The 23,824-nt window shown below is 43.3% G+C and carries 21 protein-coding genes and 1 pseudogene; 13 read left to right on the top strand and 9 right to left on the bottom strand.

What is annotated here, in order from left to right; translation table 11 throughout:
* The first annotated feature begins 144 nt into the window (after window positions 1-144).
* The 3 genes from AB6E54_RS18505 to AB6E54_RS18495 all read left to right on the top strand — a co-directional run bounded on the left by AB6E54_RS18505 (window position 145) and on the right by AB6E54_RS18495 (window position 3,683).
* The gene (locus AB6E54_RS18505; RefSeq protein ID WP_017059847.1) at window positions 145-768 is read left to right on the top strand and encodes a helix-turn-helix domain-containing protein; all 624 of its coding nucleotides are present in this window, start codon (window positions 145-147) and stop codon (window positions 766-768) included.
* Window positions 769-1,215: 447 nt separating this feature from the next.
* Window positions 1,216-2,349, top strand: a complete 1,134-nt coding sequence (gene gcvT / locus AB6E54_RS18500) for a glycine cleavage system aminomethyltransferase GcvT (protein ID WP_372107125.1) — start codon at window positions 1,216-1,218, stop codon at window positions 2,347-2,349.
* Between the two features lie 263 nt (window positions 2,350-2,612).
* A complete protein-coding gene (locus AB6E54_RS18495) occupies window positions 2,613-3,683 on the top strand; it encodes a trypsin-like serine protease (protein WP_017067505.1) in 1,071 nt (356 codons plus the stop codon).
* Between the two features lie 91 nt (window positions 3,684-3,774).
* Here AB6E54_RS18495 and AB6E54_RS18490 read toward each other — a convergent pair whose 3' ends face one another.
* Window positions 3,775-4,101, bottom strand: coding sequence for a hypothetical protein (locus AB6E54_RS18490; RefSeq protein WP_372107127.1), 327 nt, complete (start codon window positions 4,099-4,101; stop codon window positions 3,775-3,777).
* 200 nt (window positions 4,102-4,301) lie between these two features.
* Here AB6E54_RS18490 and AB6E54_RS18485 point away from each other — a divergent pair, with 200 nt between their 5' ends.
* Window positions 4,302-4,619 (top strand): helix-turn-helix transcriptional regulator, encoded by a 318-nt coding sequence (locus AB6E54_RS18485; protein ID WP_017059843.1) that lies wholly within the window; start codon window positions 4,302-4,304, stop codon window positions 4,617-4,619.
* Between the two features lie 93 nt (window positions 4,620-4,712).
* Here AB6E54_RS18485 and arfB read toward each other — a convergent pair whose 3' ends face one another.
* The gene (gene arfB / locus AB6E54_RS18480) at window positions 4,713-5,123 is read right to left on the bottom strand and encodes an alternative ribosome rescue aminoacyl-tRNA hydrolase ArfB (RefSeq protein ID WP_017059842.1); all 411 of its coding nucleotides are present in this window, start codon (window positions 5,121-5,123) and stop codon (window positions 4,713-4,715) included.
* Between the two features lie 87 nt (window positions 5,124-5,210).
* On the opposite strand from arfB, the gene AB6E54_RS18475 reads away from it, so the two are divergent.
* The gene (locus tag AB6E54_RS18475) at window positions 5,211-5,816 is read left to right on the top strand and encodes a beta-phosphoglucomutase family hydrolase (protein WP_102331909.1); all 606 of its coding nucleotides are present in this window, start codon (window positions 5,211-5,213) and stop codon (window positions 5,814-5,816) included.
* A 63-nt stretch (window positions 5,817-5,879) separates the two neighbouring features.
* Here the strand turns inward: AB6E54_RS18475 and AB6E54_RS18470 are convergent, their stop codons facing one another.
* The 4 genes from AB6E54_RS18470 to AB6E54_RS18455 all read right to left on the bottom strand — a co-directional run bounded on the left by AB6E54_RS18470 (window position 5,880) and on the right by AB6E54_RS18455 (window position 11,978).
* A complete protein-coding gene (locus AB6E54_RS18470; protein ID WP_102331910.1) occupies window positions 5,880-7,784 on the bottom strand; it encodes a GGDEF domain-containing protein in 1,905 nt (634 codons plus the stop codon).
* A gap of 237 nt (window positions 7,785-8,021) precedes the next feature.
* Window positions 8,022-9,770: a formate--tetrahydrofolate ligase gene (locus AB6E54_RS18465; RefSeq protein ID WP_017059839.1), complete on the bottom strand. Its 1,749-nt coding sequence runs from the start codon at window positions 9,768-9,770 to the stop codon at window positions 8,022-8,024.
* A 294-nt stretch (window positions 9,771-10,064) separates the two neighbouring features.
* Window positions 10,065-11,369: an inosine/guanosine kinase gene (locus AB6E54_RS18460; RefSeq protein WP_017069885.1), complete on the bottom strand. Its 1,305-nt coding sequence runs from the start codon at window positions 11,367-11,369 to the stop codon at window positions 10,065-10,067.
* Between the two features lie 129 nt (window positions 11,370-11,498).
* Window positions 11,499-11,978, bottom strand: coding sequence for a CreA family protein (locus tag AB6E54_RS18455; protein WP_371725173.1), 480 nt, complete (start codon window positions 11,976-11,978; stop codon window positions 11,499-11,501).
* 248 nt (window positions 11,979-12,226) lie between these two features.
* Between AB6E54_RS18455 and AB6E54_RS18450 the strand changes: the two genes are divergently transcribed.
* The 3 genes from AB6E54_RS18450 to AB6E54_RS18440 all read left to right on the top strand — a co-directional run bounded on the left by AB6E54_RS18450 (window position 12,227) and on the right by AB6E54_RS18440 (window position 15,619).
* Window positions 12,227-12,721 (top strand): hypothetical protein, encoded by a 495-nt coding sequence (locus AB6E54_RS18450; protein ID WP_017064644.1) that lies wholly within the window; start codon window positions 12,227-12,229, stop codon window positions 12,719-12,721.
* A 60-nt stretch (window positions 12,722-12,781) separates the two neighbouring features.
* Window positions 12,782-14,590 (top strand): HD domain-containing phosphohydrolase, encoded by a 1,809-nt coding sequence (locus tag AB6E54_RS18445; protein ID WP_102333464.1) that lies wholly within the window; start codon window positions 12,782-12,784, stop codon window positions 14,588-14,590.
* A gap of 303 nt (window positions 14,591-14,893) precedes the next feature.
* Window positions 14,894-15,619: an HAD-IA family hydrolase gene (locus AB6E54_RS18440; protein WP_017059834.1), complete on the top strand. Its 726-nt coding sequence runs from the start codon at window positions 14,894-14,896 to the stop codon at window positions 15,617-15,619.
* Window positions 15,620-16,027: 408 nt separating this feature from the next.
* Here AB6E54_RS18440 and AB6E54_RS18435 read toward each other — a convergent pair whose 3' ends face one another.
* A complete protein-coding gene (locus tag AB6E54_RS18435; RefSeq protein WP_017064641.1) occupies window positions 16,028-17,452 on the bottom strand; it encodes a methyl-accepting chemotaxis protein in 1,425 nt (474 codons plus the stop codon).
* Window positions 17,453-17,600: 148 nt separating this feature from the next.
* Window positions 17,601-18,824, bottom strand: coding sequence for an aromatic amino acid transport family protein (locus AB6E54_RS18430; protein WP_017059832.1), 1,224 nt, complete (start codon window positions 18,822-18,824; stop codon window positions 17,601-17,603).
* A gap of 446 nt (window positions 18,825-19,270) precedes the next feature.
* Between AB6E54_RS18430 and AB6E54_RS18425 the strand changes: the two genes are divergently transcribed.
* The 3 genes from AB6E54_RS18425 to AB6E54_RS18415 all read left to right on the top strand — a co-directional run bounded on the left by AB6E54_RS18425 (window position 19,271) and on the right by AB6E54_RS18415 (window position 21,545).
* Window positions 19,271-19,399: a hypothetical protein gene (locus AB6E54_RS18425; protein WP_017059831.1), complete on the top strand. Its 129-nt coding sequence runs from the start codon at window positions 19,271-19,273 to the stop codon at window positions 19,397-19,399.
* 205 nt (window positions 19,400-19,604) lie between these two features.
* Window positions 19,605-20,216: an ACP phosphodiesterase gene (locus tag AB6E54_RS18420; RefSeq protein WP_017059830.1), complete on the top strand. Its 612-nt coding sequence runs from the start codon at window positions 19,605-19,607 to the stop codon at window positions 20,214-20,216.
* A 57-nt stretch (window positions 20,217-20,273) separates the two neighbouring features.
* The gene (locus AB6E54_RS18415; RefSeq protein WP_017059829.1) at window positions 20,274-21,545 is read left to right on the top strand and encodes a DEAD/DEAH box helicase; all 1,272 of its coding nucleotides are present in this window, start codon (window positions 20,274-20,276) and stop codon (window positions 21,543-21,545) included.
* 115 nt (window positions 21,546-21,660) lie between these two features.
* On the opposite strand, the gene AB6E54_RS18410 is transcribed toward AB6E54_RS18415, so the two are convergent.
* The gene (locus AB6E54_RS18410) at window positions 21,661-22,404 is read right to left on the bottom strand and encodes a TetR/AcrR family transcriptional regulator (RefSeq protein WP_017064637.1); all 744 of its coding nucleotides are present in this window, start codon (window positions 22,402-22,404) and stop codon (window positions 21,661-21,663) included.
* Window positions 22,405-22,553: 149 nt separating this feature from the next.
* On the opposite strand from AB6E54_RS18410, the gene AB6E54_RS18405 reads away from it, so the two are divergent.
* Both AB6E54_RS18405 and AB6E54_RS18400 read left to right on the top strand, forming a co-directional pair.
* Window positions 22,554-23,642, top strand: coding sequence for an efflux RND transporter periplasmic adaptor subunit (locus tag AB6E54_RS18405; protein WP_017064636.1), 1,089 nt, complete (start codon window positions 22,554-22,556; stop codon window positions 23,640-23,642).
* Window positions 23,642-23,770, top strand: a pseudogene (locus AB6E54_RS18400) (efflux RND transporter periplasmic adaptor subunit); the annotation flags it as partial. The gene AB6E54_RS18405 and the pseudogene AB6E54_RS18400, both read left to right, overlap by 1 nt.
* Window positions 23,771-23,824: the final 54 nt, after the last annotated feature.

Raw genomic sequence — 23,824 nt, 5'->3', positions numbered from 1 at the left:
CAACAAAAATTTCCAATAGGAAACAGTTTTTCTCATTTTGCTACAGGGAGCACGCTTTATTTTCCTGTGTGCTCTTTAATCAACAAAGCGCTTCATGCAACAATGAAATTAATAGACAGGAAGTAAGAAATAAATGAGGGACCTATGTCAGAAGACATTTATGATGAGTACCCATCTTTAACGTTGGCTAAAGAGACGTTAGATCAGAATATCGAACCACTTAGGCTCGGCCAGCGTATTAAAGATATCCGCAGCAAGCTGGGCATTACGTTAGAAGAGGCGAGCCAACGCACTGGTTTGGCACGTTCAACGCTGAGTAAAATTGAGAACGAACAAATCTCACCGACGTTCCAAGCGATGCAGAAATTGGCTATGGGTTTGCAAATCGATATGCCGCAACTCTTTGAGCCGCCAAGAAAAAAAGTTGCCACAGGACGTCGTGACTTAACTAAAGCAGGCCAGGGTAAACCTCACCCAACTCCGACTTACGAGCATGAACTGCTGGCGACAGAACTTTCGAATAAGAAGATGATGCCGTTCAAGAGCCGAGTGAGAGCACGCACCTTTGAAGAGTATAACGATTGGGTTCGCCACGATGGTGAAGAGTTCTTGATGGTGATCTCTGGTGATGTGATGTTCTACTCAGAATTCTATGAGCCGGTACCCATGAGCGAAGGTGACAGCATGTATTACGACGCCAACATGGGGCATATGTTGATTTCTACTAGTACAGAAGATGCACTGATTTTGTGGGTGACTGCAAAATAAGTTAACAAAGTTAGAATTTCTTATAGTGAATGCAAACGTTTGCTTTTGTTTCTAACGTTTGCCAAAAGACGCGATATTGGTGTGAAAAGCATCAATATCGCGTTTTTGTATGCGATTGAAAATTGTTTTTAAATTGTTAAATGTCACATTTTGAGCTGTTTTAATCTTGTTAAGGGTGTAAAACTGACTCAGGCTTGTTTACTATAGTGAACACGGTTTACTCATGTTGATTGAAGTTTACTGAAGTGAATTCTTAGAAAGTGAGTCGTATAGCTTTTATACAGAAGCCTCTTTTTATATCGCTAGTAATAAAAGCCTATATAGAAGACATCACTTTTTACTATCTACTGTTTCTAACGTTAACCCATATCGTTAGAGGCGACTCTAAATAGAGATATAAGCGGCAGATTCGATTTGGAAAGCCTGCAACGCTTCATGGAGAATAAAATGACTCAAGAACACGCTAATCAAGACCTACTACAAACACCTCTGCATGCGCTTCACGTTGAAGTCGGTGCAAAAATGGTTCCTTTTGCTGGCTACGACATGCCAGTTCAGTATCCACTGGGTGTAAAGAAAGAGCACTTACACACTCGTGACGCTGCTGGTCTTTTTGATGTTTCTCACATGGGGCAACTGCGTCTACACGGTGAAAATGCAGCCGCTGTTTTAGAATCTCTGGTTCCAGTAGATATTATCGACCTGCCTTCTGGTAAGCAGCGCTACGCGTTCTTTACTAATGAACAGGGCGGCATCATGGATGATCTTATGGTTGCTAACCTTGGCGATCACCTATTTGTTGTTGTGAACGCGGCTTGTAAAACACAAGATATCGACCACCTAACGGCTCACCTTCCTGCAGATGTAGAAATGGAAGTGATTGATGACCGCGCTCTATTAGCACTTCAAGGCCCTAAAGCGTCTGAAGTTCTTGCTCGTTTCCAACCAAGTGTTGCAGACATGCTGTTCATGGATGTTCAAAAAGTCGATATCGACGGCGTAGAGTGCATTGTGAGCCGCAGTGGTTACACAGGTGAAGATGGCTATGAAATCTCAGTACCGAACGATCACGCTGAAGCACTAGCGCGTAAACTAACGGCAGAAGCTGAAGTAGAGTGGATTGGCCTTGGCGCACGTGATTCACTTCGTCTTGAGTGTGGCCTATGCCTATACGGTCACGACTTAGATACAACAACGACTCCAGTAGAAGCTAGCCTTCTATGGGGCATTCAAAAAGTGCGTCGTACTGACGGTGAGCGTGCTGGCGGTTTCCCAGGTGCTGATATCATCCTTGAACAAATCGCAACTAAAGACGTTCAACGCAAGCGTGTTGGTCTAGTGGGTCAAACTAAAGCGCCTGTACGTGAAGGTGCTGAACTGTTCGATGCGGAAGGAAACAAAGTAGGTGTGGTAACGAGTGGCACTGCGGGTCCTAACGCGGGTAAACCTGTTTCAATGGCATACGTGCGCACTGATCTAGCGGCTATCGGTACAGAAGTATTTGCTGAAGTTCGTGGTAAGAAGCTACCAATGACAGTAGAAAAAATGCCATTCGTACCTCAACGTTACTACCGTGGCTAATCTCTTTTAAGAGAAAACACAAACTATAACGAAAGCCTATTGTTAGCTTCTCTTTTTAGGGATGTTTAACGGTAGGCTTTTTTGTTTTTTGAAACGTATACAAGGCAGAATAGAACAATTGAAGTCAGGTTGTTAAATTCGTCTATAAATTGAGAGATGTGGCAATATCGTTACAAATACTTACTATAATGATGGTCAGTACGTGTTATGGTGTCTATTCATCAATTTTGTAAATAAGTAGTAGGGGTTACAAGGAGTTATCTATGAATGTGAATCATACAATGAGTCCAGTTCGTAAAGCCGTTTTAGGGCTTTTAGCGCCAATGATTTACACATCAAGTGTTATGGCGACAGAAAACTCGGTCGAAGTTTCTCCTGACGCGACTGTGACACCTTATATTGTTAATGGCAGCGACGCTTCAGTCACGGAATTTCCTTCGATGGCAAGCTTGTTCATTGATCGTATTGATTATGACGGTGTTTACTCAACAGGCCCTTACTGTGGTGCAACAATTTTAGATCCAACGCATATTCTAACCGCAGCGCATTGTATATACGGTAATGAAGAAGGGCAGTTGTTTACTGTTGTCGTCCCTCAAATTGAAGATACTTCTCAGTTTCCCAACGGTAACATCCAAAAAGCTCGTGTATCTGAGGTTTACTATCGCAGCGATTATTCAAATGCGTTGAGCGACCTATTACGCAATGACGTTGCAATACTTAAGTTAGAAAGCGCACTGAATATCGACTCAATCAATGATGTTGTAAAGCGTCCTAGTTCGGATGGTTATCGCAGTTCTTCTGAGGCGTTTACCGCTGTGGGCCATGGTGATACACGCACTGGTTTCGACGGAACCACTTTGCTACAAAAAGCAAACCTCAATTATGTAGACAATGCGACTTGTAAAACGGTATTTGCTGCTGGCAATGAGTTAACAGAGAATCAAATTTGTTTCGTTGGAGATGTGGCTACTTCTGGCTTGTACGGTGGCACTTGTCAAGGTGACTCTGGAGGTCCTGTCTACTGGAAGGATGGTTCGGTTTACAGACAAGTAGGGATTACCAGCTTTGGTCCTGAAACGTGTGGTGGCAGCTCAAGAGTAACTTCGGTATTCACTGAAATCTATGACTACAGAGATTGGATTACAGATGTAACTGGTGGTGTGATAGATAGTTCTGAAACCGTTCAAATTTCAGCAACAGAAGCTAAGCGAACGGCTTATGTGAATGCACGGACTTCATCTGGTTCAGGCGGCAGTGGAGGCAGTTTGTCGTTTGGCGTGCTAGGCGCGTTGATGTTACTCGGTAGGTTTAGAAGAGCGATGTCTTGTTAGATACCCACGTCTTCATGTTAGCTAAACAAACGGCCAGTCATTCAACTATGACTGGCCGTTTTTGTTTTGTTTGTTTAAGCCGTTCAGAGGATTAGGCACAGAATTCAGTAGACGCTTTTCTAATGTACCTTTCGACAATCACATCCATCTCTTTAACTGCGTCGTTGATGCTTTGAATACCGCCTTGTGCGACACCTTTTTCATTTTGGTTCAGAGCAGAAAAGGCCTGCTTCAATTCTTTCTCTTCCAACATACTTCCGTGCAGCAGCACTTCTTTGTAAGTGAGTAGCCTATGCTGCACTGCAATAATTTCGGAGCGGGGATTGTCCGTTTCTAATGCGTGCTTAATGCAAGGAAATGCCAATCTATAACGATTCGCAATTTCCAATATGACGTCTTTCTTATTCGCAATTTGCAATTTTTCTAATTTCCCAACACTTGAATACTCAAGTTACCTAGCCTGTACGTTCACAACTGATATCAGTGTGAAGGTTTATGAAACGTAACGGTTTTATCAAGCGAATAATATGCCTTTGATGGCTTATGTAAACCATCACAAGTCAATATGGTCTGCTTCTTGCTGAATTTAGGACATAACTGTCTTTTGAGGATGAGCTTATGTCACAAGAACCCATAATATTGGCGCTGATTGAGCGTAGGAAACAAGCCAACTTGTCTCAAGAAAAGTTAGCCTCGAGTGCAGGAATGAGCTTAAAAACCTATCAAAGGATTGAACGCGGAGAGGCGGACATCAAGATGTCTCAGTATCGTTCAATCACTAGAACCTTAAAAGTGACGGATTTGGATGTGGTGCTTGATATTGTTGGCGCATCACAAGTAACAGCGGAAGATGTAGCTGCGGTCAGTCGTCTGCTGACCAGCGAAGAGCGCCTGTTGTTGATCAAGCTGATTTTGTCGGTCAAAAAGAAGCAGTAGTCTTTCTTTCAAATAAACAGCGTAATAGATCGATTCGTTAGTCAAATTGACAGATACTTCTAGGGTAATGTGTTCTCTGAGGGCATGAAGCCATCAGCTCACTCTTCCACGCAGCTGTTTGGTGGTGCTTCTTTGTTTTTTGCTTTCTAAACGTCTTTTCTGAGAGCCACGCGTCGGCTTAGTTGCTCGTCTTACTTTTTGAACCTTTGTCGCTTCCAAGATCAATTCTTTCAAGCGCACTAAAGCATCATCTCGGTTTTGTTCCTGAGTTCTATACTGTTGCGCTTTAATGATAATCACACCGTCTTTGGTGATGCGGCTATCTTTGTGTGCGAGGAGCTTTTCTTTATAGAAGTCAGGTAGGGTAGAGTGCTTGATATCAAAACGTAAATGTATCGCGCTCGATACTTTATTGACGTTCTGACCGCCGGCTCCTTGTGCTCTGATCGCTGTTAACTGAAGTTCCCAGTCTTGAATCGAAACAGAATTAGATATTTGTAACATAAACATCCATTTTGAACGGTAATATGGCGCCATGATACTGAATATTGGTTATGGTATCAGTAACTTTATTAAAGAGTGGTAGTAGTGATGAAAATAGATTTAACGGCATATGAAGGATTAATCTTTGATATGGACGGTACGTTGATCGATACAATGCCTGCACATGTAAAGGCGTGGCAGCAAACGGCTGAAGAGTTTGGTTTTCATTTTGAAGCGTCTTGGCTACATAGTTTAGGTGGCATGCCGAGTTATAAGATAGCCGGTGAGGTGAACAGCAAATACGGTTTATCGCTCGACCCACAAGCGGTTTCTACGTTTAAAATGGCGTCGTTTGCGGCTATTGAAGACAAAGGAGACGTTATCCCTTGTACTCACTCTCTGTTGTTAGAGCATCTGGGTAACAAGAAGATTGCAGTAGGAACGGGCAGTCAACGTAAAAGTGCCGAACAGTTGTTGGACAAAACAGATATTTTGAGCAAGCTGGATATCCTAGTGACAGCAACAGATGTGAAGAATCACAAACCAAATCCGGATACCTTCTTAGATGCGTGTTTTGGTATGGGATTACAGCCAAAGCAGTGTGTTGTGTTTGAAGATACGAACTTAGGTAAGCAGGCTGCTCATGCTGCGAACATGGATTGTATTCTGGTGGTAGAAGGGAAAAAGTTAGAGTTCTATCCAGCACCAAGCTGATTGAAAGGATTGGGTTGTTAAACCGCCAAACTGATAGCCTAGCGGAACAATACTGATTTTCTGTTAGGCGATTTCGCTCATTTCGCTGTCTAGGAACAGGCAAACACTGTTTCGACCTGCGGCTTTGGCTTCATAGAGTGCTAAATCCGCACACTTGTAGTTGAGAGTAGGGTCGTTGGTCAGGTTGGTGATTCCGCCACTGACCGTCACCACGTTGTCGAGCTCAATATTGACTGCGATTCTCAATCTGTTAAGCACATATTCAGCTTCTTCAGTTGTGGTATGAGGCAGAATAACGCCAAATTCTTCACCACCAATGCGAGCCACAAAATCAGTTTCTCGACACTCACGTTGTAATACCTCAGCAACGGTTTGAATGACGCGATCACCATAATCGTGACCAAATCTGTCGTTAATGCGTTTGAAATAGTCTATGTCCAAGATCGCTAAGCAAGAGTGTTCGCGAGTAGGGTATCGATTCACACGAGAGCACTCATCTCTCAGCTCAAGATCGAACTTACGGCGGTTCCAACACCCAGCTAAGGCATCTTTTTCGCTCAGGTTTCTCAGTTTGTTTTCTAGCTCTTTGTGTTTACTGATATCCACAAATGAAGCGACATAAAACTGAATCACGTCTTTCGAGTCTTTAATGGTTTGGATTCGCAATATTTCCGTGATCAAAGATCCGTCTTTACGGCGATTGACCACTTCGCCTTCCCATACCCCAGTCTTAGTGATTATGCTCCACATCTTGATGTAGAACTCTTCGTTGTAGCGACCAGAGGCAAACATGGATGGTTGGCGGCCTTTTACGTCTTCTAACTCGTAGCCACTAACACGGGTGAATTCTTGGTTTACCTTGATGATACGGTTGTTTCTGTCGGTAATCACTAAGGCAGACATACCATTCATCGCGGCTTTAGCCAGTTGACTATCGATACTGTTCTTCTTGTGGTTACTGTTCCACAATACAAAGCCAGCGGAGATCATCGAAATCAAGAAAGACAAGGTGATGATCTGAACGACAATCGCTTGTTTTTCTTGTCGGTATTGACTGCTGAAATGCTGATTCTCAATGTGAAGAACCATGTAAATAGGGCCTGCAAACTGCTTTATCTTTGGGCTGATGTCCGAGTGGAAATACCAGTTCTTACCATCGAAATAGCTAGACGAAGAGTTGTCTTGAATGTCTTTCCAAAGCTCTGGGTATAGCTTTGCGTATGTCTTGTCTGAACGTGATTCAATCACATGCCCAAATGATTCAGCTGGGTCAGGGCCCATGATGACATGACCAGTTTTGTTTAGAATGACCGGGACTGCATCTGAGTCTCCAATTTGGTAATGAAGGCGGTTGTAAATCTCTAGCATGTTTAGATTTGCAATGAAGTAACCAATAATTCGATTCCCTTCAGCGACTGGCGTCATAATGCGAAGCGCCGGCGTTAACGGGTGGATGATTTCTCCATTTTCCATTTCTAGGTCAATGCCTCTGGATCTGACATCGCCAATCTCTAATTTCTGAAGCATCTGGTAGTAATCTCGAGAAGATTTGTTCTGCAGTTCGTTCTCGGGGACGACAGTGGCTCGACCGTCTTTGTAGTTAACGCGGAACACTTCGTTGCCGGCTAGATCGAGATAACGAAGCTGGGAATAGTATTTTTGGCCACGAGCTAACATCACCCAAAGATCTTGCAGGGTTTCTTTATGGATAATAGAAGGTTCTCGAATCGCTCGGAGTAGTGTTTGAGAGTCGGCGATTGACGGAACAGAGTTAGAGATTTGCTCAACAATAACAGCGAGTTCATGAAAGCTGTATTCGATCTGGTTCTGGCTGGACTGTTGGATATTTAGCGTGTGCTGAGCTTCAACCCTGTCAAATTCAGAGTTAATGTAGAGGGCAGGGACTAGTCCTAGGGCAAAGATGGTACATAGAAATTGGCTGACTAGTTTTTTTATACTTGTATTCATCACTGTCCTCAAAGAATCAGCGCAATACTATATATTTTATAGGGTTTTTAATGTGATCTTGACCCAGAAGTTAAGACAAGATTCGCATATAACTACGATTTAAGTGCAACTTTTTGCATTTAAGCTTGATTGTTGAGCAATCACTTCGTTAGTAAATGATTGCTCAATATAGAACACTGCTCCGAAACCTAAGCTAAATTAATCGCGATTAATTGCCGATTATCTAACTAAGGGCAGCTAGCTTAGGCCGACGATATTTCCATTACTATCAATATCTAACGACATGAACGCCGGTTTGTCAGGCAAGCCTGGCATGGTCATTACATTGCCGCACAACGCGTAAATAAAGCCAGCACCAGCACACAATTTTAGTTCTCTAACAGGCACGTCAAATTGGGTTGGTGCACCTTTTACGTGTGCTTCTGTCGAGATCGATAGTGGTGTTTTTGCCAAACAAACTGATAGGTCGCTATAGCCATGCAGTTTGAATTCAGCCAGTTGTTTTTTAGCCAGTGGAGATAGCGAAATACTTGCCGCGCCATAACCAACTTCAGCAACTGCCATCAGCTTTTCTTCTAGGCTTTGCTCTGAGTGATACAAAGGCTTAAATTCACTCTGTTTTTGGCAAGCTTTGACTACAGCGTGAGCCAGTTGAGTCGCGCCTTCGCCACCTTGACCAAATGCTTCGCTTACTTCAACGTTAACGCTTGAGTCGAAGTCGGTGATCATCTGTTTCAAAGCATCGAGCTCTTGAGCTGAGTCTTGTGGGAATCGGTTAATCGCAACAACTGTAGGCACTTGGTATTGCTTAACGTTGTTGATGTGCCATTTTAGGTTCTCAAAGCCTGCAATTAGCGCGTCTTGGTCATCATTAAAAATTGAATCTGGTAATGGAGTGCCGGGTCTCAAATCGTATAAACCAGAGTTGGCCTTTAATCCACGTAATGTTGCAACAACCACAGCGCAATCGGGCTTTTTGTTCGACGCTTTTGCTTTTATGTTGCACGCTTTTTCAAAGCCCATATCTGAGCCGAAACCACCTTCGGTCACGACAAAGTCACTCAGTTTTAACGCTATCTTATCGGCAATAATTGAAGAGTTACCATGTGCGATGTTCGCGAAAGGCCCGGCGTGAATTAGGGTAGGAACGCCTTCAAGGGTTTGCATCAATGTTGGTTCAATAGAATCCTTCATGGTTACGGTCATTGCGCCTGCAACGTTGAAGTCATCTGCGGTCAACGGCAAGCCTTGTTTGTTGTAGGCAAGTACCACTCGTCCGATGCGCTTTCTCAAATCTTGAAGGTCATTGGCTAGAGCAAGAATGGCCATTAGCTCTGAAGCAGCTGAGATATCAAATCCATCTTCTCGCTCAAAGCCGTTAATTGTTTTGTCTGCTTCGTTCTTGCCAACCGTGATCATGCGTAGTGCGCGATCATTGTGGTCAAGTACACGTCGCCAAACGATTCTGCTTGGGTCAATATCCAAGGCTTTTAAGCCAGAACGCGCTTCAAACGCCTCTAAGCCTTCCCGTTGTTCATGATACAAACGTGCATCAATGGCGGCAGAGGCGAGGTTGTGAGCGGCCGTAACAGCATGAATATCGCCCGTCAGGTGCAGGTTTAATTGTTCCATAGGGGCAACTTGAGAGTAACCACCACCCGCAGCGCCACCTTTTACACCAAATACCGGACCCATTGAAGGCTGGCGAATGCAGGCCATTGCAGATTGGTTAATCTCTGCGAGGCCTTGTGCTAATCCGATAGTAGTGACGGTTTTGCCTTCACCAAGAGGTGTCGGTGTGATCGCCGTGACTACGACTAATTTACCATCTTGTTGGTTGGCGAGGCGTTCAAGTGACGTGAGAGACACTTTAGATTTGAATTGCCCTAATGGCTGATGTTCGTTGTGGTGCAGGCCAGCTTGCTTGGCAACCTCACTGATGTTTTTAAGGGGAGTAGAGCGACAAATATCAATATCAGACAGCATATTTGATCCTTATATCAGAACCGAAAGGCGGTACGTAAACGTTTGCGTGGCGATAGTACTGTATAAATTTGCCAAGTAAAGGCAAACCACACGAATTATGTGCTGGAAGATAACAGATCTAAAGAGTCATTGCGCGAGATCAAATCTTAAACGAGCAAAATATTCGATATGATTAACTTCACCTGCCGTTATATTGGTGTTGAATACAAAAAGGGCTGCATATAGCAGCCCTTCAAGGAATGGGTAATCTCACTTGGCGTTAACCTTTAAGAGGTAACTGCCTAATATGGTCGATTAACGATCCCAGTATGTTTCTTCTAAGCTATCTTCGCGTTCAGGTAATGCACGAGAAAGGCGAGGAGAGTGCTGAGTCAACACTTCGTAGCTTACACGGTTTGCGTACTTACAAATTTGAGACAGTGAAGAGTAAGTTAGACAAGTGTGCTCGTGTTTCTCTGAGTTTGGTACATTCACGTGGTGGTAGCTATTTGCTGCCATGTCGTGAAGTAGTGCTGAAAGTGCACCATCGCCAGCGCCATTGGTATTCTTAATCTCAAGTGGGCCACCTAGGTAAGGGCCAATGTGAGAGTACACTTTTACTGGGTCTTTACAGTCTTGCTTACGCATCGCACGGCTGAATTCGTATTTATTGAACTCAGGGATGTTACCCGGTAACAATGGCAGTGTGGTTTCGCGTTTCGCTGGTTCGTCAGTGTAACCTGCCATGTATAGACCAATAGGACCTGCAGTACATAGAACTAGGTCAACCCACTCAAGTGCCTTGTTAGCAGCCAATAGAGGATCTTTTTCACCCGTTAGCGCTTCACCTTCATCTTCGTTCATCGCGACGATGGTTACGTTTTCTTTCAGGTATTCTTGCCACCATTCAGCGTTGCCTTCGATCACATACTTAGTACCAAGTGTTAGTACAACAGGCACATTGTGCGCTTTCGCGTATTCAATCGCTTTTTGTACCGCTTTTGGCATCGGATCTTCAGGTTTGCCACGCATTAGGTATGACGACACAACCAATGCAGAAGCTTTCTCGAAGACTTTTTCAGGAATGCTTTCTGGAAGAAGTTGGTTCATGTGGCCTTCGTTGATTGCAAACGTACGTTCGCCATCTTCAGAAATCAGCGTGTAACAACGACCAATTGGACCATCAACAGTTTGAAGGTGGTTTAGATTCATACGAGAAGAAGTGCGGCAAAGGTAACGATAACCAAATGAGCCAACTTCAATCTTCTTAGACATTACGCCAAGCAGGACCGATTTGCTGTCCGCAAGTACGGAATAGTTGTGCAGTGTGTTGCCGATAGTATCGCCAGGATATTGATGCGTGATCAAACCGCGCTCAACTAACTCTTCATACAGCGCATCTGCTTTACTTTCTTCCAATACCAGTGAGTGACCTTTACTCAGCTCGTATTTTTCTAGGAACTCGTTGTCAACACGGGCTTCGATATCAACAATCGTTTGGCCAACACCCACAATCGTTGCGCGGTGAAGCTTAGGCGTTTGTTGAATTTGGTTGACCAACGGATCACGTGCGTGAGTTGGAAAGTAGTGCTTAGATTTACGCTGTCCAGGAAACTTCATATGAAAAATACAGTGAAAAAATTTTGCCGCATGATATCACATTTTGTTTCTGTTTCTTTCATTTTTATTACATTTTGAATCACCTGCACAATGTCTGTACAGGTGATTCAACTAACTATATGTTTGAAACTACTCGGTTGGCTGTACTAACGCCGCTGGATCAACGTAAGCCTCTGTACCCCATAGTGGAACAGTTGAAAGGCTGTGTTTGAAGCTACCTTCTGTTTCTTTGGTGGTGTAAGACAAGTAGAGCAGCGACTGATTCTCTGCATCGTAGATACGACGAACCTTCATTGTTTTAAAGAAGATACTTTTCGATTGCTTGAATACCACTTCGCCAGACTTACTCTTGTCTATTTGAGCAATCATTTCTGGTGTAATTTCACCTGTTTGACGACAAGATATAGAGCTATCACTTGGATCAGAAAGGCTAAGGTTTGCTTCGATTGATGCGATATGACAGGTAACACCCGCGATCTTATCGTCATCTAATGAAGACATCTTGATATCCTTCATTGTGAAGAAACCCAGTGAGACGTCGCCAACCTCGTTGTCCGAACAGCCAGCTAACATTGTCACGATACCTGCTGCTATTAAGGCTTTTTTCATAAGAAGTCCTTTTTATTTATATAGTTCTGTTTACTATAAGGATATTGAAAGCTTGGATACGAGTGTAGAGCTTTTCGTTAAGTTCTTAAAGGATGTTGTTGGATAATGAAAAATATGAAGCATTTAAAGTACTTGTTGGCCTTGGTCATGCTCTGTATGCTCTCTGCTTGTAGCTCGGCACCTCAGCCGACCGTATGTCTTCCAAATAACTGCGATATTTGGGGATACTAACCGTAGGTACTAAAAGAATGAATAACGAAATACCTGAAATTGCACACAAGAAAAACCAATGGCTATTTAGTCAGCTCGATATTGCTTACCCCGCAAAAGAGAGCCTCCTCGGCCGTGAACTTTATCAAAGCAAACTTCCATCCAAGACATACCAACTCCTAGCACAAGATCAAACTCCTTCCCAAATTGATGAACTGCATAAAGTCGATTTCCATAAATTGACCGTGCTATTTTCACTCAACCAAGCAAGCGTTTACCAAGATGAAATCGAAAGGGCACACATGCTTGAGTTCTTGAGCCAAATTATGCTTTCTGACGATCATGTATTATATATTGGTACTCAAAACGGTGAAGTTGTGGCGAGCGCTATCGTCACAGAAGCGGATGGTTCCCTATTGATCTCGGATGTCGTTGCTGAAAATGGTCAAAGTATCAACAACTTTGCTAAGCAGTTACACGATTTTTGGGCACAAGATCATGCTTCTTGCGATAAAGTATGGATCGAGAACTAAAGATTCTTTGACAAAGCGTTAATCTAAGTACAATACCCCGTCTTATTTAAAGGGTATTGTATGTACAAGCTATTGATATCAATCGCTGTATTATGTGTTAGCGCTTATTCTTCACTCAGTTTTGCTAACGACTGGGATATTAAACGCATCCTAGTTTTACACTCATACGAACCTTCTTATCAATGGACTGCTGACTTCCAAAAAGGGATAGACAGTGCGTTCAGCCAGTCTCAAACCGAAGTTAAACTCTCAATAGAGTATTTGGATTCAAAGCGTGTCCACAGCCCAGAGTATTACGACTCTCTCGCGAACTACTTACGTGCGAAGTATGCAGGTTATAAATTTGATGGCGTAATTGCGACGGACGATAACGCAGCCAATTTTCTTGAATCTCTGCCTAATTTGATTGATCGCTCCACACCTGTCGTTGCAGCCGGCATCAATGATTTCAGCACCGACATGTACGCGGTGTCTGACAGAGCAACTGTGCTTTACGAGAACGATCAGATAGACGTTAATATTAAGCTGATCTCCAAATTAAGACCTAATCTAAAGAATCTCTATTTTGTAAATGATTATAGTGTCACGTCTGAATTGATTCATAAAGAAATGAACAAAATGATGGCTGAATTTTCAAATATCAATCTCGTAGAAATTCGCGACTTGTCGCTGGAGCATACGAGCCAATTTTTGGAAGGGATCTCTGCGGACGATGCGGTATTGCTCAGTCATTACAACACCGAGTTAAAGCAAGGGGTTTATCACACTTACCAAGAGATTGCGGATACGTTGTCAAAAGCGAGTGCTGCTCCGGTGTTTGCTTTATGGCAGTTCTATATTTCGGGTGATGTACTCGGTGGTTACGTTAATCACTCACAAAGCATGGGTGAACAGGCCGTCGATGCGTTGGATAAATACCTTCCACTTGGTTTTACTACACCGTTAACTCCCGGAGACAACAAACGTTTTGTATTCAATTACCCTGCAATGAAGAGATACGGGATTAGTGGAAACGCGTTACCTGACGAAGCGGTTTTCATTAACGAGCCTTCATCCTTTATTCGCAAAAACTTCCAGTTGTTATTGGGGCTGTCGATGGTGATTGCGGGTTTGAGCCTGATCATCTTGATGCAATTTGTCACTCTGCGCCAAAAGAAAGAGTTGGCGAATAAGAACAAACGAATCTTAAAGCTTCAGAAACAGACCTTGAATATCCAAAAGGATATGATTCATGTTCTCGGAGAGGCAATTGAAACCCGCTCTGGCGAAACTGGTAATCATGTTAAGCGTGTAGCCAAGTTGTCTGCACTGCTTGCTAAGTATCGTGGCTTGAGCCATCGCGAGGTCGAGATGATTGAGATCATCAGCCCAATGCACGATGTGGGTAAGATTTCAGTCCCTGAATCAATCTTGGATAAACCTGGGAAATTAACCGACCAAGAGTGGGAGGTGATGAAGCTTCATACTACGGCTGGCTATAACTTACTAAAGAGCGGAGCGGGTGATATTACCAACCTCGCGGCAATCATTGCTAACGAACATCACGAGCGTTGGGATGGTGCTGGATACCCGAATGGAAAAGTGGGTGATGAAATACACCTGTTTGCTCGTATCACTGCCGTAGCCGATGTGTTTGATGCGCTGCTTAGTGCACGTTGCTACAAAGAACCGTGGCCGTTAGATATGGTGGTCGATTTGTTTGAGCGAGAGTGTGGCTACCAGTTTGATCCTCAGCTAACTAAATTGCTACTGAAACACTTATCCGAGTTTGTCGCTATCCGAGATTCGTACCCCGATACTGGAACTGTAGAATATGCGTCTTCACCTTCGCTTGAAGCTAAGGTCTTAGAAGAGTCGGTTGTTAGCTAATTGTCGCTCTATCTGAGTAGCCTATAAGCCATTTTTTTTATCGATTCACCACGATCCGGCTAGGAAGTAGTGATTTATATTTTCTCCTGAAATTGAGTAGCTTATGTAAACCTCGCAGTATTTGGTTTCGTAGAATCTGGGTTAATTTAATGAAAACTGTTGCTTATGCTGAGCGATAAAGTGATCAACTCCATATTTCGCGAAGAGAAATAAGCCTGTATCTGCAAACTGTTACCTCAATCATCTCGCGCATTGAAAGAACACTATAGGATAAAACTTGGATTCAATCTGAGTGAGATACCTATGCGGTTAGAACAGACTAAATGTGTGATTTTCGATTGTGACGGAACACTTATCGATAGTGAAAAGCTGTGCTGCCAAGCTTTGGTGAACGTTTTCACTGGCTTTGGAGCGGAGCTAAACGTCAACGACTGCTATGCGCACTTTCAAGGCGGGAAGCTAGCCGACATCTTAATGGATACACAAGAACGTCTTGGGTTATCTATCTCGATTGATACACTTGAGCCGTTATATCGCAATGAATTACAAGCACTGTTCCAGCGTCATTTAAAACCGATGGATGGCGCTATCGAACTTATTGAATTCCTCAAACAACAAGACATCGAGTTTTGTATTGCTTCCAATGCACCGAAATCTAGGGTTGAATCTTCATTGGCGATGACAGGCATGCTAGACGACTTCAAAGGCAAAGTGTTCTCAGCTTTTGATGCTAACAGCTGGAAGCCAGAGCCTGATCTAATCATGTACACGGCCATGAACATGGGCTTTCTGCCAAATGAGTGCATCTACGTGGATGATACGTTGAAAGGGATTGAGGCTGGTGTTCGCGCGGGTATCCAATCGTTTCGATTACGCCCGAGTATTGATGAAGCAATCGTAGATCCCGAAGCCGACTCAGCAGAACTCGCGGCTCAGGATATCTACAGTTTAGAAGAAATTTCAGTTTGGATTAATGGCAAGCACTGCTCAAATGGTGGTATATCGAATTCTGCAGCTTTGGTGGGGTAGAGCTTAGTTGAAGGCTGACTACCTTACTAAATTGTTTGGTGTGGAAACCGCAAGATGCACAAGTAAACTTTTCTCCACTTTCTGAAAGCAGATACTCGTCGTGTTGGCATAAAGGGCATGCAATGTCGTCGGTGTTTGGTGTTTCTGTTTTATTCATTATGTGTCACCTGCAGCAAGGGGGTAAGCGAAAAAAGACCCGTTCAATTAGATTACTCCTAAGCTCGAATATTAGACAGTTCTGACACTTCTTAATCTCTCCTTTGCGACTTGCTTCATGGTAATTGATAATGTCATCGTTATTGACCATGGTTCTTGTAATGTTATTAAACAAAAGCCAAAAAGAAAGGACCCATTACGAGTCCTCATTAGTTTGTTTTCAATTCACGCCGCTAGTTCACCAGTTGATCCTTAAGTTCGGTAGCGTGCCAATGTCTGAGATAGAGAAACCGACGCTTCTGTTAGCCTAGATACGCCATTTGAAGAATTCTGAGCCACGTCTTTAATCACATCGGATTGGCTTCGAATATCGTTAAGCTCTGCTGCAATCGTATTGGCAACGTTACTTTGCTCATCGGCTGATGTTGCGATTTGGATACTCATGTCCATTAGTGCTTGAGCTGAATCTGCAATCGAGTTTACGTCGTGACCAATGTTTGAAATCAACTGGCTACTGGTTTGCGCTTGGTCAACCGTCTGTTCGGTGATCTTCGCGATATTTTGGCTCTCTTGCTGTAAGCGTTCAATCATCGCTTGGATTTCTACAGTAGCCGACTGAGTGCGGCTTGCCAGTGTTCTTACTTCATCAGCAACAACAGCGAAACCTCGGCCTTGCTCGCCCGCACGAGCGGCTTCAATCGCGGCATTTAAAGCAAGTAAGTTAGTTTGCTCTGAAATAGCATTGATCGTCGTGATGACCTCGTTAATTTGGCTCGTATTCACATTCAAGCTAGTAACAGAAGATGAGGTTTGCTCAATCAAAGAAGAAAGGGTGGTGATTTCCGAGATTGCCTGTTGAACCTTCGCGTGGCTATCGTTGATTTGCTGCGCGTCTTGTTCTGTTTGTTCAGTTGAGCGTGCAGAGATGTTAGAGACTTCATTTGCCGAAGCTGTCATCTGATCCATTGCTGTCGCTACAGAGTCTAGAGAGGCATTTTGGCTCATGATTTGTGTTTCGCTGCGCTTCATCTCAGTTTCGAAAGAAGCCGATGTTTCGCTTAGCGTTGCTGCACTGTGGTTTACGTTGTTGACTAACTCACTAAGCGTGTCCATTGAACGGTCAAGCGCACAACCAATCGTGCCGAACTCATCACGGCCAGGGTGGAAGCCAAGGCGTGATGTTAAGTCACCATCACCAATCTTTTGAGTCGTTGAATAAAGAACCCAAAGTGCGCCGCCTAGGAAAGTCGCTACCCAGTAACAGAAAAGGCCAAAAGGCACACACCACAAGAAGCTCAGTAATAAAGTGTACAGTGCTTGCTGCTTTTGATTCTGTATATCGTTAGTTGAAACGGTAAGTGAGTAGTAGTTGCCATCTTGTGCGAGTGCTGTGGCAGTCACAGAACCATTATTTGAAATAGTGGTTTGTTGAGCGCGAGTTTGCTGGCTAACAGAGCGAACAGATGCCGGGGAATCTGATGCTGATAAAATGCCTTGCAGTTGATACTCGACCTGCTGTTTTGCAGTTACGTCAATGTGTTCCATTTTGTTGACGTAGTTCAGTCCAGCTAGGCTTGCCAGAGCGGCAAAAAAGATTAAGAAAATGACCCAAAACTTGTCGTTGATCGACATCTTAATAAACAGTTTGTCTATCGTTCGAAATTGTACTTCTTTCATAAAAACTCCACGGTAAATCCTTTACCGTGGACTCTAAATAACCGACCTCAATAAAAATGTGACTTCAATCGACTAATTGTGAAAATTAATGATAGTGATATGTCATTTATGAGATCTGAATCAAGTAAATTAGTTCTGTATAGGTTTATTAGCCTAAAGAAGGCAGTAACCCTACTGAAATAAGAACTTGAATCGCAATGATAAATACGCCAACGCTACCTGCTAAAAACAACGCTTTGCTACCGCCTAACACTTGGTAACTGGCTTCTGAAGATTGTGGTTTGACAGAGAAATCAGTGTAACGAACCTTGTAGACCATCACTGTTGGTAACAGAATCGCGAGCACTGAAAGTGCAATGGCTGCGTAGCCTAAAGCCATGATGAAGCCTTGTGGGTAAAATAAGGCAAACCCCAGTGGCGGTAAGAAGGTGATAGCAGCTGTCTTAACACGTTTTGCGTTACCTAGTTTCTTGCTCAGTGAGTCGCCCATGAATTCAAATAAGCCCAAGCTCACACCAATAAAAGATGTCAGCAGTGCAAGGTCTGCAAACACACCGACGATCACGCTTAGGTTGGATTGATGAACCGTTTGCGATAGCGAGACTAATAGCGCGCCCAAGCTTGTGTCAGACAACAACTGCTCTTGGCTAATCACGCCCAAAGTAACACTTTGCCAGAAAACGTAGATAACCAGAGGCAGTGCCGAGCCAATAATCATTACCTTACGTAAAGAACGAACGTCACCATCTAGGTATCGAACAATTGATGGGATGCTGCCGTGGAAACCAAAAGAGGTAAACACAACCGGAATAGCCGCAACAATCAGGCCTTGCTGTAAAGGCATGCTCATTAAGTATTGAGAGGTAATGTTTGGCGCTAGGAAGCTGAGTACCAAAACCATCGCGATAAGCTTTAAGCCAAACAAAACGCGGTTAACTTTATCAACACTGTGTGTACCAATCGTAACAACGCCGGCAACTAATAGGGTAAATAGAAGCGTGGTGATTTGAGCATTAAGTTCGATACCCGCGATATCCGAAATTCGTTGGTTAAATTGCGCACCGCCGCCAGCTATGTATGCCGCACACAGAGCGTAGAAAAGAAACATCACCGCGAAGCTCGCAATCCACTTTCCTTTTGTCCCCAAAATGGTATGAGCTAACGTGTGTAGGGTAGCGTCAGATTCTGCGAATTGGTGAAGCTCTACCATTAATAGCGCAGTAAAAGCCATTAACGCCCATAAACCCAGCATCAAGAAAAGTGAAGTTGAAAAGCCAATACCTGCAGAAGCAAGTGGAAGAGCGAGCATGCCAGCACCAATGGTTGTGCCTGCAATGATCAAAGTACTACCAAAAACCTTTGATTTATTCATTGTATATAATTCTTTACGTTAGGGTGTGTTTTCATTGTAATTCTTCTAGCTTAAGCGCATAAACCCAAAGAATATCTCGATTTTGAAGTATTCTGATTGAGTTTAATTCCAAATGCAATTCTTATTGTAATTAAAAACATCCACTGTAAATTAATATTTACACAAAGGGGCGTGTCAGCATTCAATTGAGCAAAGCAAACGTTTGACCATGATCGGTTTCAAAATTTATAGAGTAATTTGTTGTACTTGGTGTAAGGTGGCAGTACATATGTCGTTCGCGTATACCCCTTTAGCGCAAAAAAGCGTTAATGATCGCGAGTAGCTTTAAGCTATGAATATGGAATGGGTAGAGTAGAGTGCGTTCATCAAAGTGACATAATATAAGTCCAAGATGGTGCACTAGTTAATCGGACATCATGTCCACATCAAGGAATAGAGGGGGCACAATGAGTGACCAATCTTATAACGACGAAAGTCTAGAGTTGTTAGATGCTATGGAAATTGGCATTGATTTGTCTGACTATGAGCAGACAGTGAAACAGTTAGCAGAAGAGCTTTTCAAGTCTTCGAACTAAGCTTTTAAGATCTTTAATTCAGTTTCAACTGAAACGTTTTAAAGCTAAAAGTTTTCTTAGCTAAAGCTTCTCAAAGCAAACAATTCTAAACTGAGCAAATCGTATTCGCTCACACGTCATACCAAAACTATCCTCATTAAAGTTCGCGAAGATAAACGAGTACGTTTACCATGTTACTTAGTTCTCGATACTTTAATGAGGTTCAATGAACTTTCTCGCACACCTTCACATCGCCAAGCACTGTAACAGCAACTTAGCAGGTAACCTGTTAGGTGATTTTGTTAAAGGCGACCCTAATAAACACTATTCTGATTCCCTTTCTGACGGTATTAGGCTTCATCGATTTGTTGATAGCTATACTGATCGTCATGATGTATCTCGTTCTGCAAAATCACTTTTCTCAGACCAAACACGACGCTTTGCGCCTATCGCACTCGATGTATTTTGGGATCACTGCTTAGCCAATCATTGGGATCAGTTTTCACAGCAGACATTAGAGCGTTTTTGTTTAGATAGCCATGAGCAGATCTTTGAACATCAAGAGCCACACTGGCCTGAAAATTTCGTTATGGTTCATCAGAAAATGGCTGAGCATAGATGGTTAGAGAGCTATCAAGACATGTCATCTATAGAGGTGGTGTTGCAGCGAATGGCGTTGAGAAGGCCTAAGCTCGGTATGCTCGAGGCATGTTACGATGACCTCGAACGTCACTATGATACGTTGCAGTGTCACTTTAATGAGCTTTATCCCAACGTTTTAGAGGAAGCTAAGCAGTTTAATGCGCTTCAAATGAAGAAAAATCAAAAGGAAAGGTAAACAGCGTAATGCAGGTTTGCTACAATCCGCGCCTATTTAATCTTTGAGCATCATACTATGTCTGAATCTACAAAATCTTTTAACCAACTAGGATTATCTGAGCATCTTCTTGCCACGTTGTCTGAGCTTAATTTTACGGCTCCTACCAGTGTTCAAGAACAAGCAATTCCATTGGTATTAGAAGGCAAAGATGTACTGGCTGGTGCTCAAACGGGTACAGGTAAAACGGCTGCGTTTGGTTTACCGATTATTCAAAGATTAATCGAGACAAAAGACAACGTTATTCCGAACCCTAAGCTCGTTCGTGCGCTTGTATTAGTGCCAACTCGTGAATTGGCACAACAGGTTTTCGATAACTTAACTAGCTACGCAAAGGGCACCGACATTAAAGTCGTGGTGGCTTACGGCGGCGTTAGCATGAAGGTGCAAACTGATAACTTACGCGGTGGCGCAGATATTCTTGTCGCGACGCCTGGTCGTCTTATTGATCACATGTTCACTAGAAACATCATGTTGAGCCAAACGGAAGTACTGGTACTGGATGAAGCTGACCGTATGTTAGATATGGGCTTCATGCCTGACATCAAGCGTATTCTTTCTCGCATGAACGAAGTGCGTCAAACTCTGTTCTTCTCTGCAACGTTTGATAACAAAATCAAAGCGATTGCACACCGTATGATGCAGAAGCCAAGTGAAATCCAAGTTACGCCAAAAAACAGCACCGCTGAAACCGTAACACAGATGGTTTACCCGGTAGATAAGTCGCGTAAAAGTGAGCTATTAGCGTATTTGATTGGTTCAAAAAACTGGCAACAAGTGTTGGTGTTCACAAAGACTAAGCAGGGCACTGATGCTCTCGTTAAAGAGCTTAAGTTAGACGGCATTAAAGCGGCATCAATCAATGGCGATAAGAGCCAAGGTGCGCGTCAAAAAGCCCTAGACGATTTCAAGTCAGGCAAAGTTCGTGCGTTGATCGCAACCGACGTGGCAGCTCGTGGTATTGATATTCAGCAGCTAGAACAAGTTGTGAACTATGACATGCCATTTAAAGCAGAAGATTATGTTCACCGCATCGGACGTACTGGCCGTGCGGGTAACAGCGGCTTAGCGATCTCTTTGATGAGTCAGGATGAAGCTTACCTATTGGGTGATATTGAGCGATTACTTGATACTCGCTTGCCTCAAGAGTGGCTAGAGGGCTTTGAACCAAGCCTTGAAAAAGATCTAGCGCCCGATCGTGGTGGTCGCAGCAAAAGCCGTTCATCAGAAAAACGTAAGATGAAAGCGAAGCTTAAGATTCACCAAAACCGCGGTAAAGCACGTCGCTAATAAGCTGTACAAAGCTCCAGTTTAAAGATCTATACATATAAAAACGCGCCGTTACAGTGACTTCTGTAACGGCGCGTTTTTGTATCTTATAAGCTCATAATGGTTATGAACCCGATTAAGCTTTATGTTCCTGGTTACACTTCCATTCACATGGCACTTCATAAATCAGCTCTTCAATCGAGGTTGGATTTAGAGCCCACTCTTCATCAATATTGAACTTGCTGACCATCTGCGTGTTGAAAAGCTGCCAATGCTTAAGTAGGGCGTCTTCGGGTGAGGTGACCATATCACCTTCATTCCAAGTGCTTTCCATAAAGGGAGTGAGGCATACAGCGCCGTTTGCGTACATGATCATTTGCCATTTAACTTCGTAAATGTTGATCATTTTGTCTGGGTTAGCTGCATTGTACTCAGCGGCAAGCCCGTTAATCTCTTTTTCAACATCGCCGACATTGTCGATGAAGTAATCAACTAGGTTGTCTTCTTGGCGAACAGAGTCTGAAATAAGCTGCATTGGCCTACGTGAGTGAATCATGTTGGTGAACAGACGCATGCTAAACAGGTAGATAGCGATATTTGGCGCAACATCTTTTGGCAGCTCTTCCATAATCTTACTGATGTAAGACTGAAAATAATCGTGTAAACAATCACTTATTGCATGCCAAATCTTTTCTTTGCTACCAAAGTGGTGGCGGATAAGGCTATGCGAGACGCCTGCCTTTTCACTGATGTTTCGCAGTGATACACGATCGTAGCCAAAGTCACAGAACATGTCTGCGGCAACGCTCATGATCAAAAAACGCGTCTCTTCGGCGTCTTTTGCACTTCTTCTACCTTGCTTCTTTTCGGTCATCTTCATTTCACATAATTACCTGATTACAACATTCTACACTGTTTTTACTGAAATAAAAATACTGCACAAGTGGAAAGTAAAGCTTGAGAATTATTTAATATTAAATATACTGCCCACCTGTGTAATAAATAATAATAATTAAACGGAGAGGCATCATGCAGTTCAATTTGTCGATCAATGCCATATCGAGCAAGCGCATGGGAGCTGTTATTGCAGCACTATTGCTCGCAGGCTCTCTAACTGGATGTGACAAAGTTCAGTCAGAGGAAAATGTGCAGGTAATCAAGCCAGTCAAGCTGTTCGAAATCCCACAACAGACTGATATTGATCTCGATAGCTTCATTGCAAAGGTTGATGCAACCGACCGTGCGGCACTTTCTTTCCAAGTGGGTGGAGATATAGAAACCTTCGATGTTCGTATGGGACAAGAAGTGAAGAAAGGTCAGGTGTTAGCCGTATTAGACGCGACGGATTACCGTATTGCCGTTGACGCAGCCCAAGCTAAATTTGATCTGGCGAACAGCCAATACAAACAAGCTTCTGAGTTGTATGCGAAAAAACTGGTCAGTACCGATTACTACGACCAAGCCGTAAACACCTTTACTGCCGCTGAAGTTGAGTTGGACCAAGCAAAAACAAACCTTGGCTACACTACCTTAGTTGCTCCATTCGATGGCGTGGTATCGATGGTGTTTGGAAAGCAATATCAATTGATCGCAGAAAAGCAGCCTGTACTGAATATTTTGAATCACAGTGAAATGGATGTGACGTTTTCAATTCCAGTATCAAAGCTTGAAGACCGTTCTATTCAAGACCTAACGAGCTCAAACATGTGGGTTGTGATGGACAGCCACCGCGGCATTCGTATCCCGACTCGCTTTAAAGAAATCTCAACGCAACCAGATGAAGATACCAACAGCTACCAAGCGGTTGTGTCTATCGAAAAGCCAGAAGGCATCAATCTACTTTCTGGTATGACAGCGCAAGTTGAAGTTCAGAAAAGTAAATCTGACTACGGCATTGGTATTGTGGATTCAGCTTGGTTAAACAAAGACGTAGGCCATGGTGAACTATGGCGTTATAACCCTGACTCTCAACTGATTTCTAAAGTACAAGTCCTTCTTGATGAGCAAGGCAAGGTTATCGACGGATTGTCGTCTGGTGACCTTATCGTTGAAGCGGGTGTGGATGTGTTATCAGACGGACAACAAGTAAAAGCTTGGCTTCGTGAGGGCGGTATTTAATGAACCTTTCAAAATTATCAGTTGTTGTCGCGTCGGTTCTGTTACTTCAAGCCTGTAACAATGAAGCTGTACACCGTGAACAACCACCTTTGTTGGTTTCTACCTTTGAAGTTGGCGCACCGCTTACTAGGGCGTGTTGATCTTTCGTGAGTGTTTTTTGAACAGCATGGTAAAGAGTTATA

Source organism: Vibrio sp. 10N.247.311.49 (assembly GCF_041467655.1).
Classification (GTDB): Bacteria; Pseudomonadota; Gammaproteobacteria; order Enterobacterales; family Vibrionaceae; genus Vibrio; species Vibrio crassostreae_C.
This window is presented reverse-complemented; position numbering and strand designations above follow the sequence as displayed.

Coding starts and splice junctions, on each gene's coding strand:
- AB6E54_RS18505 (WP_017059847.1), top strand. CDS start 145: ATGTCAGAAGACATTTATGATGAGTACCCATCTTTAACGTTGGCTAAA.
- gcvT (WP_372107125.1), top strand. CDS start 1,216: ATGACTCAAGAACACGCTAATCAAGACCTACTACAAACACCTCTGCAT.
- AB6E54_RS18495 (WP_017067505.1), top strand. CDS start 2,613: ATGAATGTGAATCATACAATGAGTCCAGTTCGTAAAGCCGTTTTAGGG.
- AB6E54_RS18485 (WP_017059843.1), top strand. CDS start 4,302: ATGTCACAAGAACCCATAATATTGGCGCTGATTGAGCGTAGGAAACAA.
- arfB (WP_017059842.1), bottom strand. CDS start 5,123: ATGTTACAAATATCTAATTCTGTTTCGATTCAAGACTGGGAACTTCAG.
- AB6E54_RS18475 (WP_102331909.1), top strand. CDS start 5,211: ATGAAAATAGATTTAACGGCATATGAAGGATTAATCTTTGATATGGAC.
- AB6E54_RS18470 (WP_102331910.1), bottom strand. CDS start 7,784: ATGAATACAAGTATAAAAAAACTAGTCAGCCAATTTCTATGTACCATC.
- AB6E54_RS18465 (WP_017059839.1), bottom strand. CDS start 9,770: ATGCTGTCTGATATTGATATTTGTCGCTCTACTCCCCTTAAAAACATC.
- AB6E54_RS18460 (WP_017069885.1), bottom strand. CDS start 11,369: ATGAAGTTTCCTGGACAGCGTAAATCTAAGCACTACTTTCCAACTCAC.
- AB6E54_RS18455 (WP_371725173.1), bottom strand. CDS start 11,978: ATGAAAAAAGCCTTAATAGCAGCAGGTATCGTGACAATGTTAGCTGGC.
- AB6E54_RS18450 (WP_017064644.1), top strand. CDS start 12,227: ATGAATAACGAAATACCTGAAATTGCACACAAGAAAAACCAATGGCTA.
- AB6E54_RS18445 (WP_102333464.1), top strand. CDS start 12,782: ATGTACAAGCTATTGATATCAATCGCTGTATTATGTGTTAGCGCTTAT.
- AB6E54_RS18440 (WP_017059834.1), top strand. CDS start 14,894: ATGCGGTTAGAACAGACTAAATGTGTGATTTTCGATTGTGACGGAACA.
- AB6E54_RS18435 (WP_017064641.1), bottom strand. CDS start 17,452: ATGAAAGAAGTACAATTTCGAACGATAGACAAACTGTTTATTAAGATG.
- AB6E54_RS18430 (WP_017059832.1), bottom strand. CDS start 18,824: ATGAATAAATCAAAGGTTTTTGGTAGTACTTTGATCATTGCAGGCACA.
- AB6E54_RS18425 (WP_017059831.1), top strand. CDS start 19,271: ATGAGTGACCAATCTTATAACGACGAAAGTCTAGAGTTGTTAGATGCT.
- AB6E54_RS18420 (WP_017059830.1), top strand. CDS start 19,605: ATGAACTTTCTCGCACACCTTCACATCGCCAAGCACTGTAACAGCAAC.
- AB6E54_RS18415 (WP_017059829.1), top strand. CDS start 20,274: ATGTCTGAATCTACAAAATCTTTTAACCAACTAGGATTATCTGAGCAT.
- AB6E54_RS18410 (WP_017064637.1), bottom strand. CDS start 22,404: ATGAAGATGACCGAAAAGAAGCAAGGTAGAAGAAGTGCAAAAGACGCC.
- AB6E54_RS18405 (WP_017064636.1), top strand. CDS start 22,554: ATGCAGTTCAATTTGTCGATCAATGCCATATCGAGCAAGCGCATGGGA.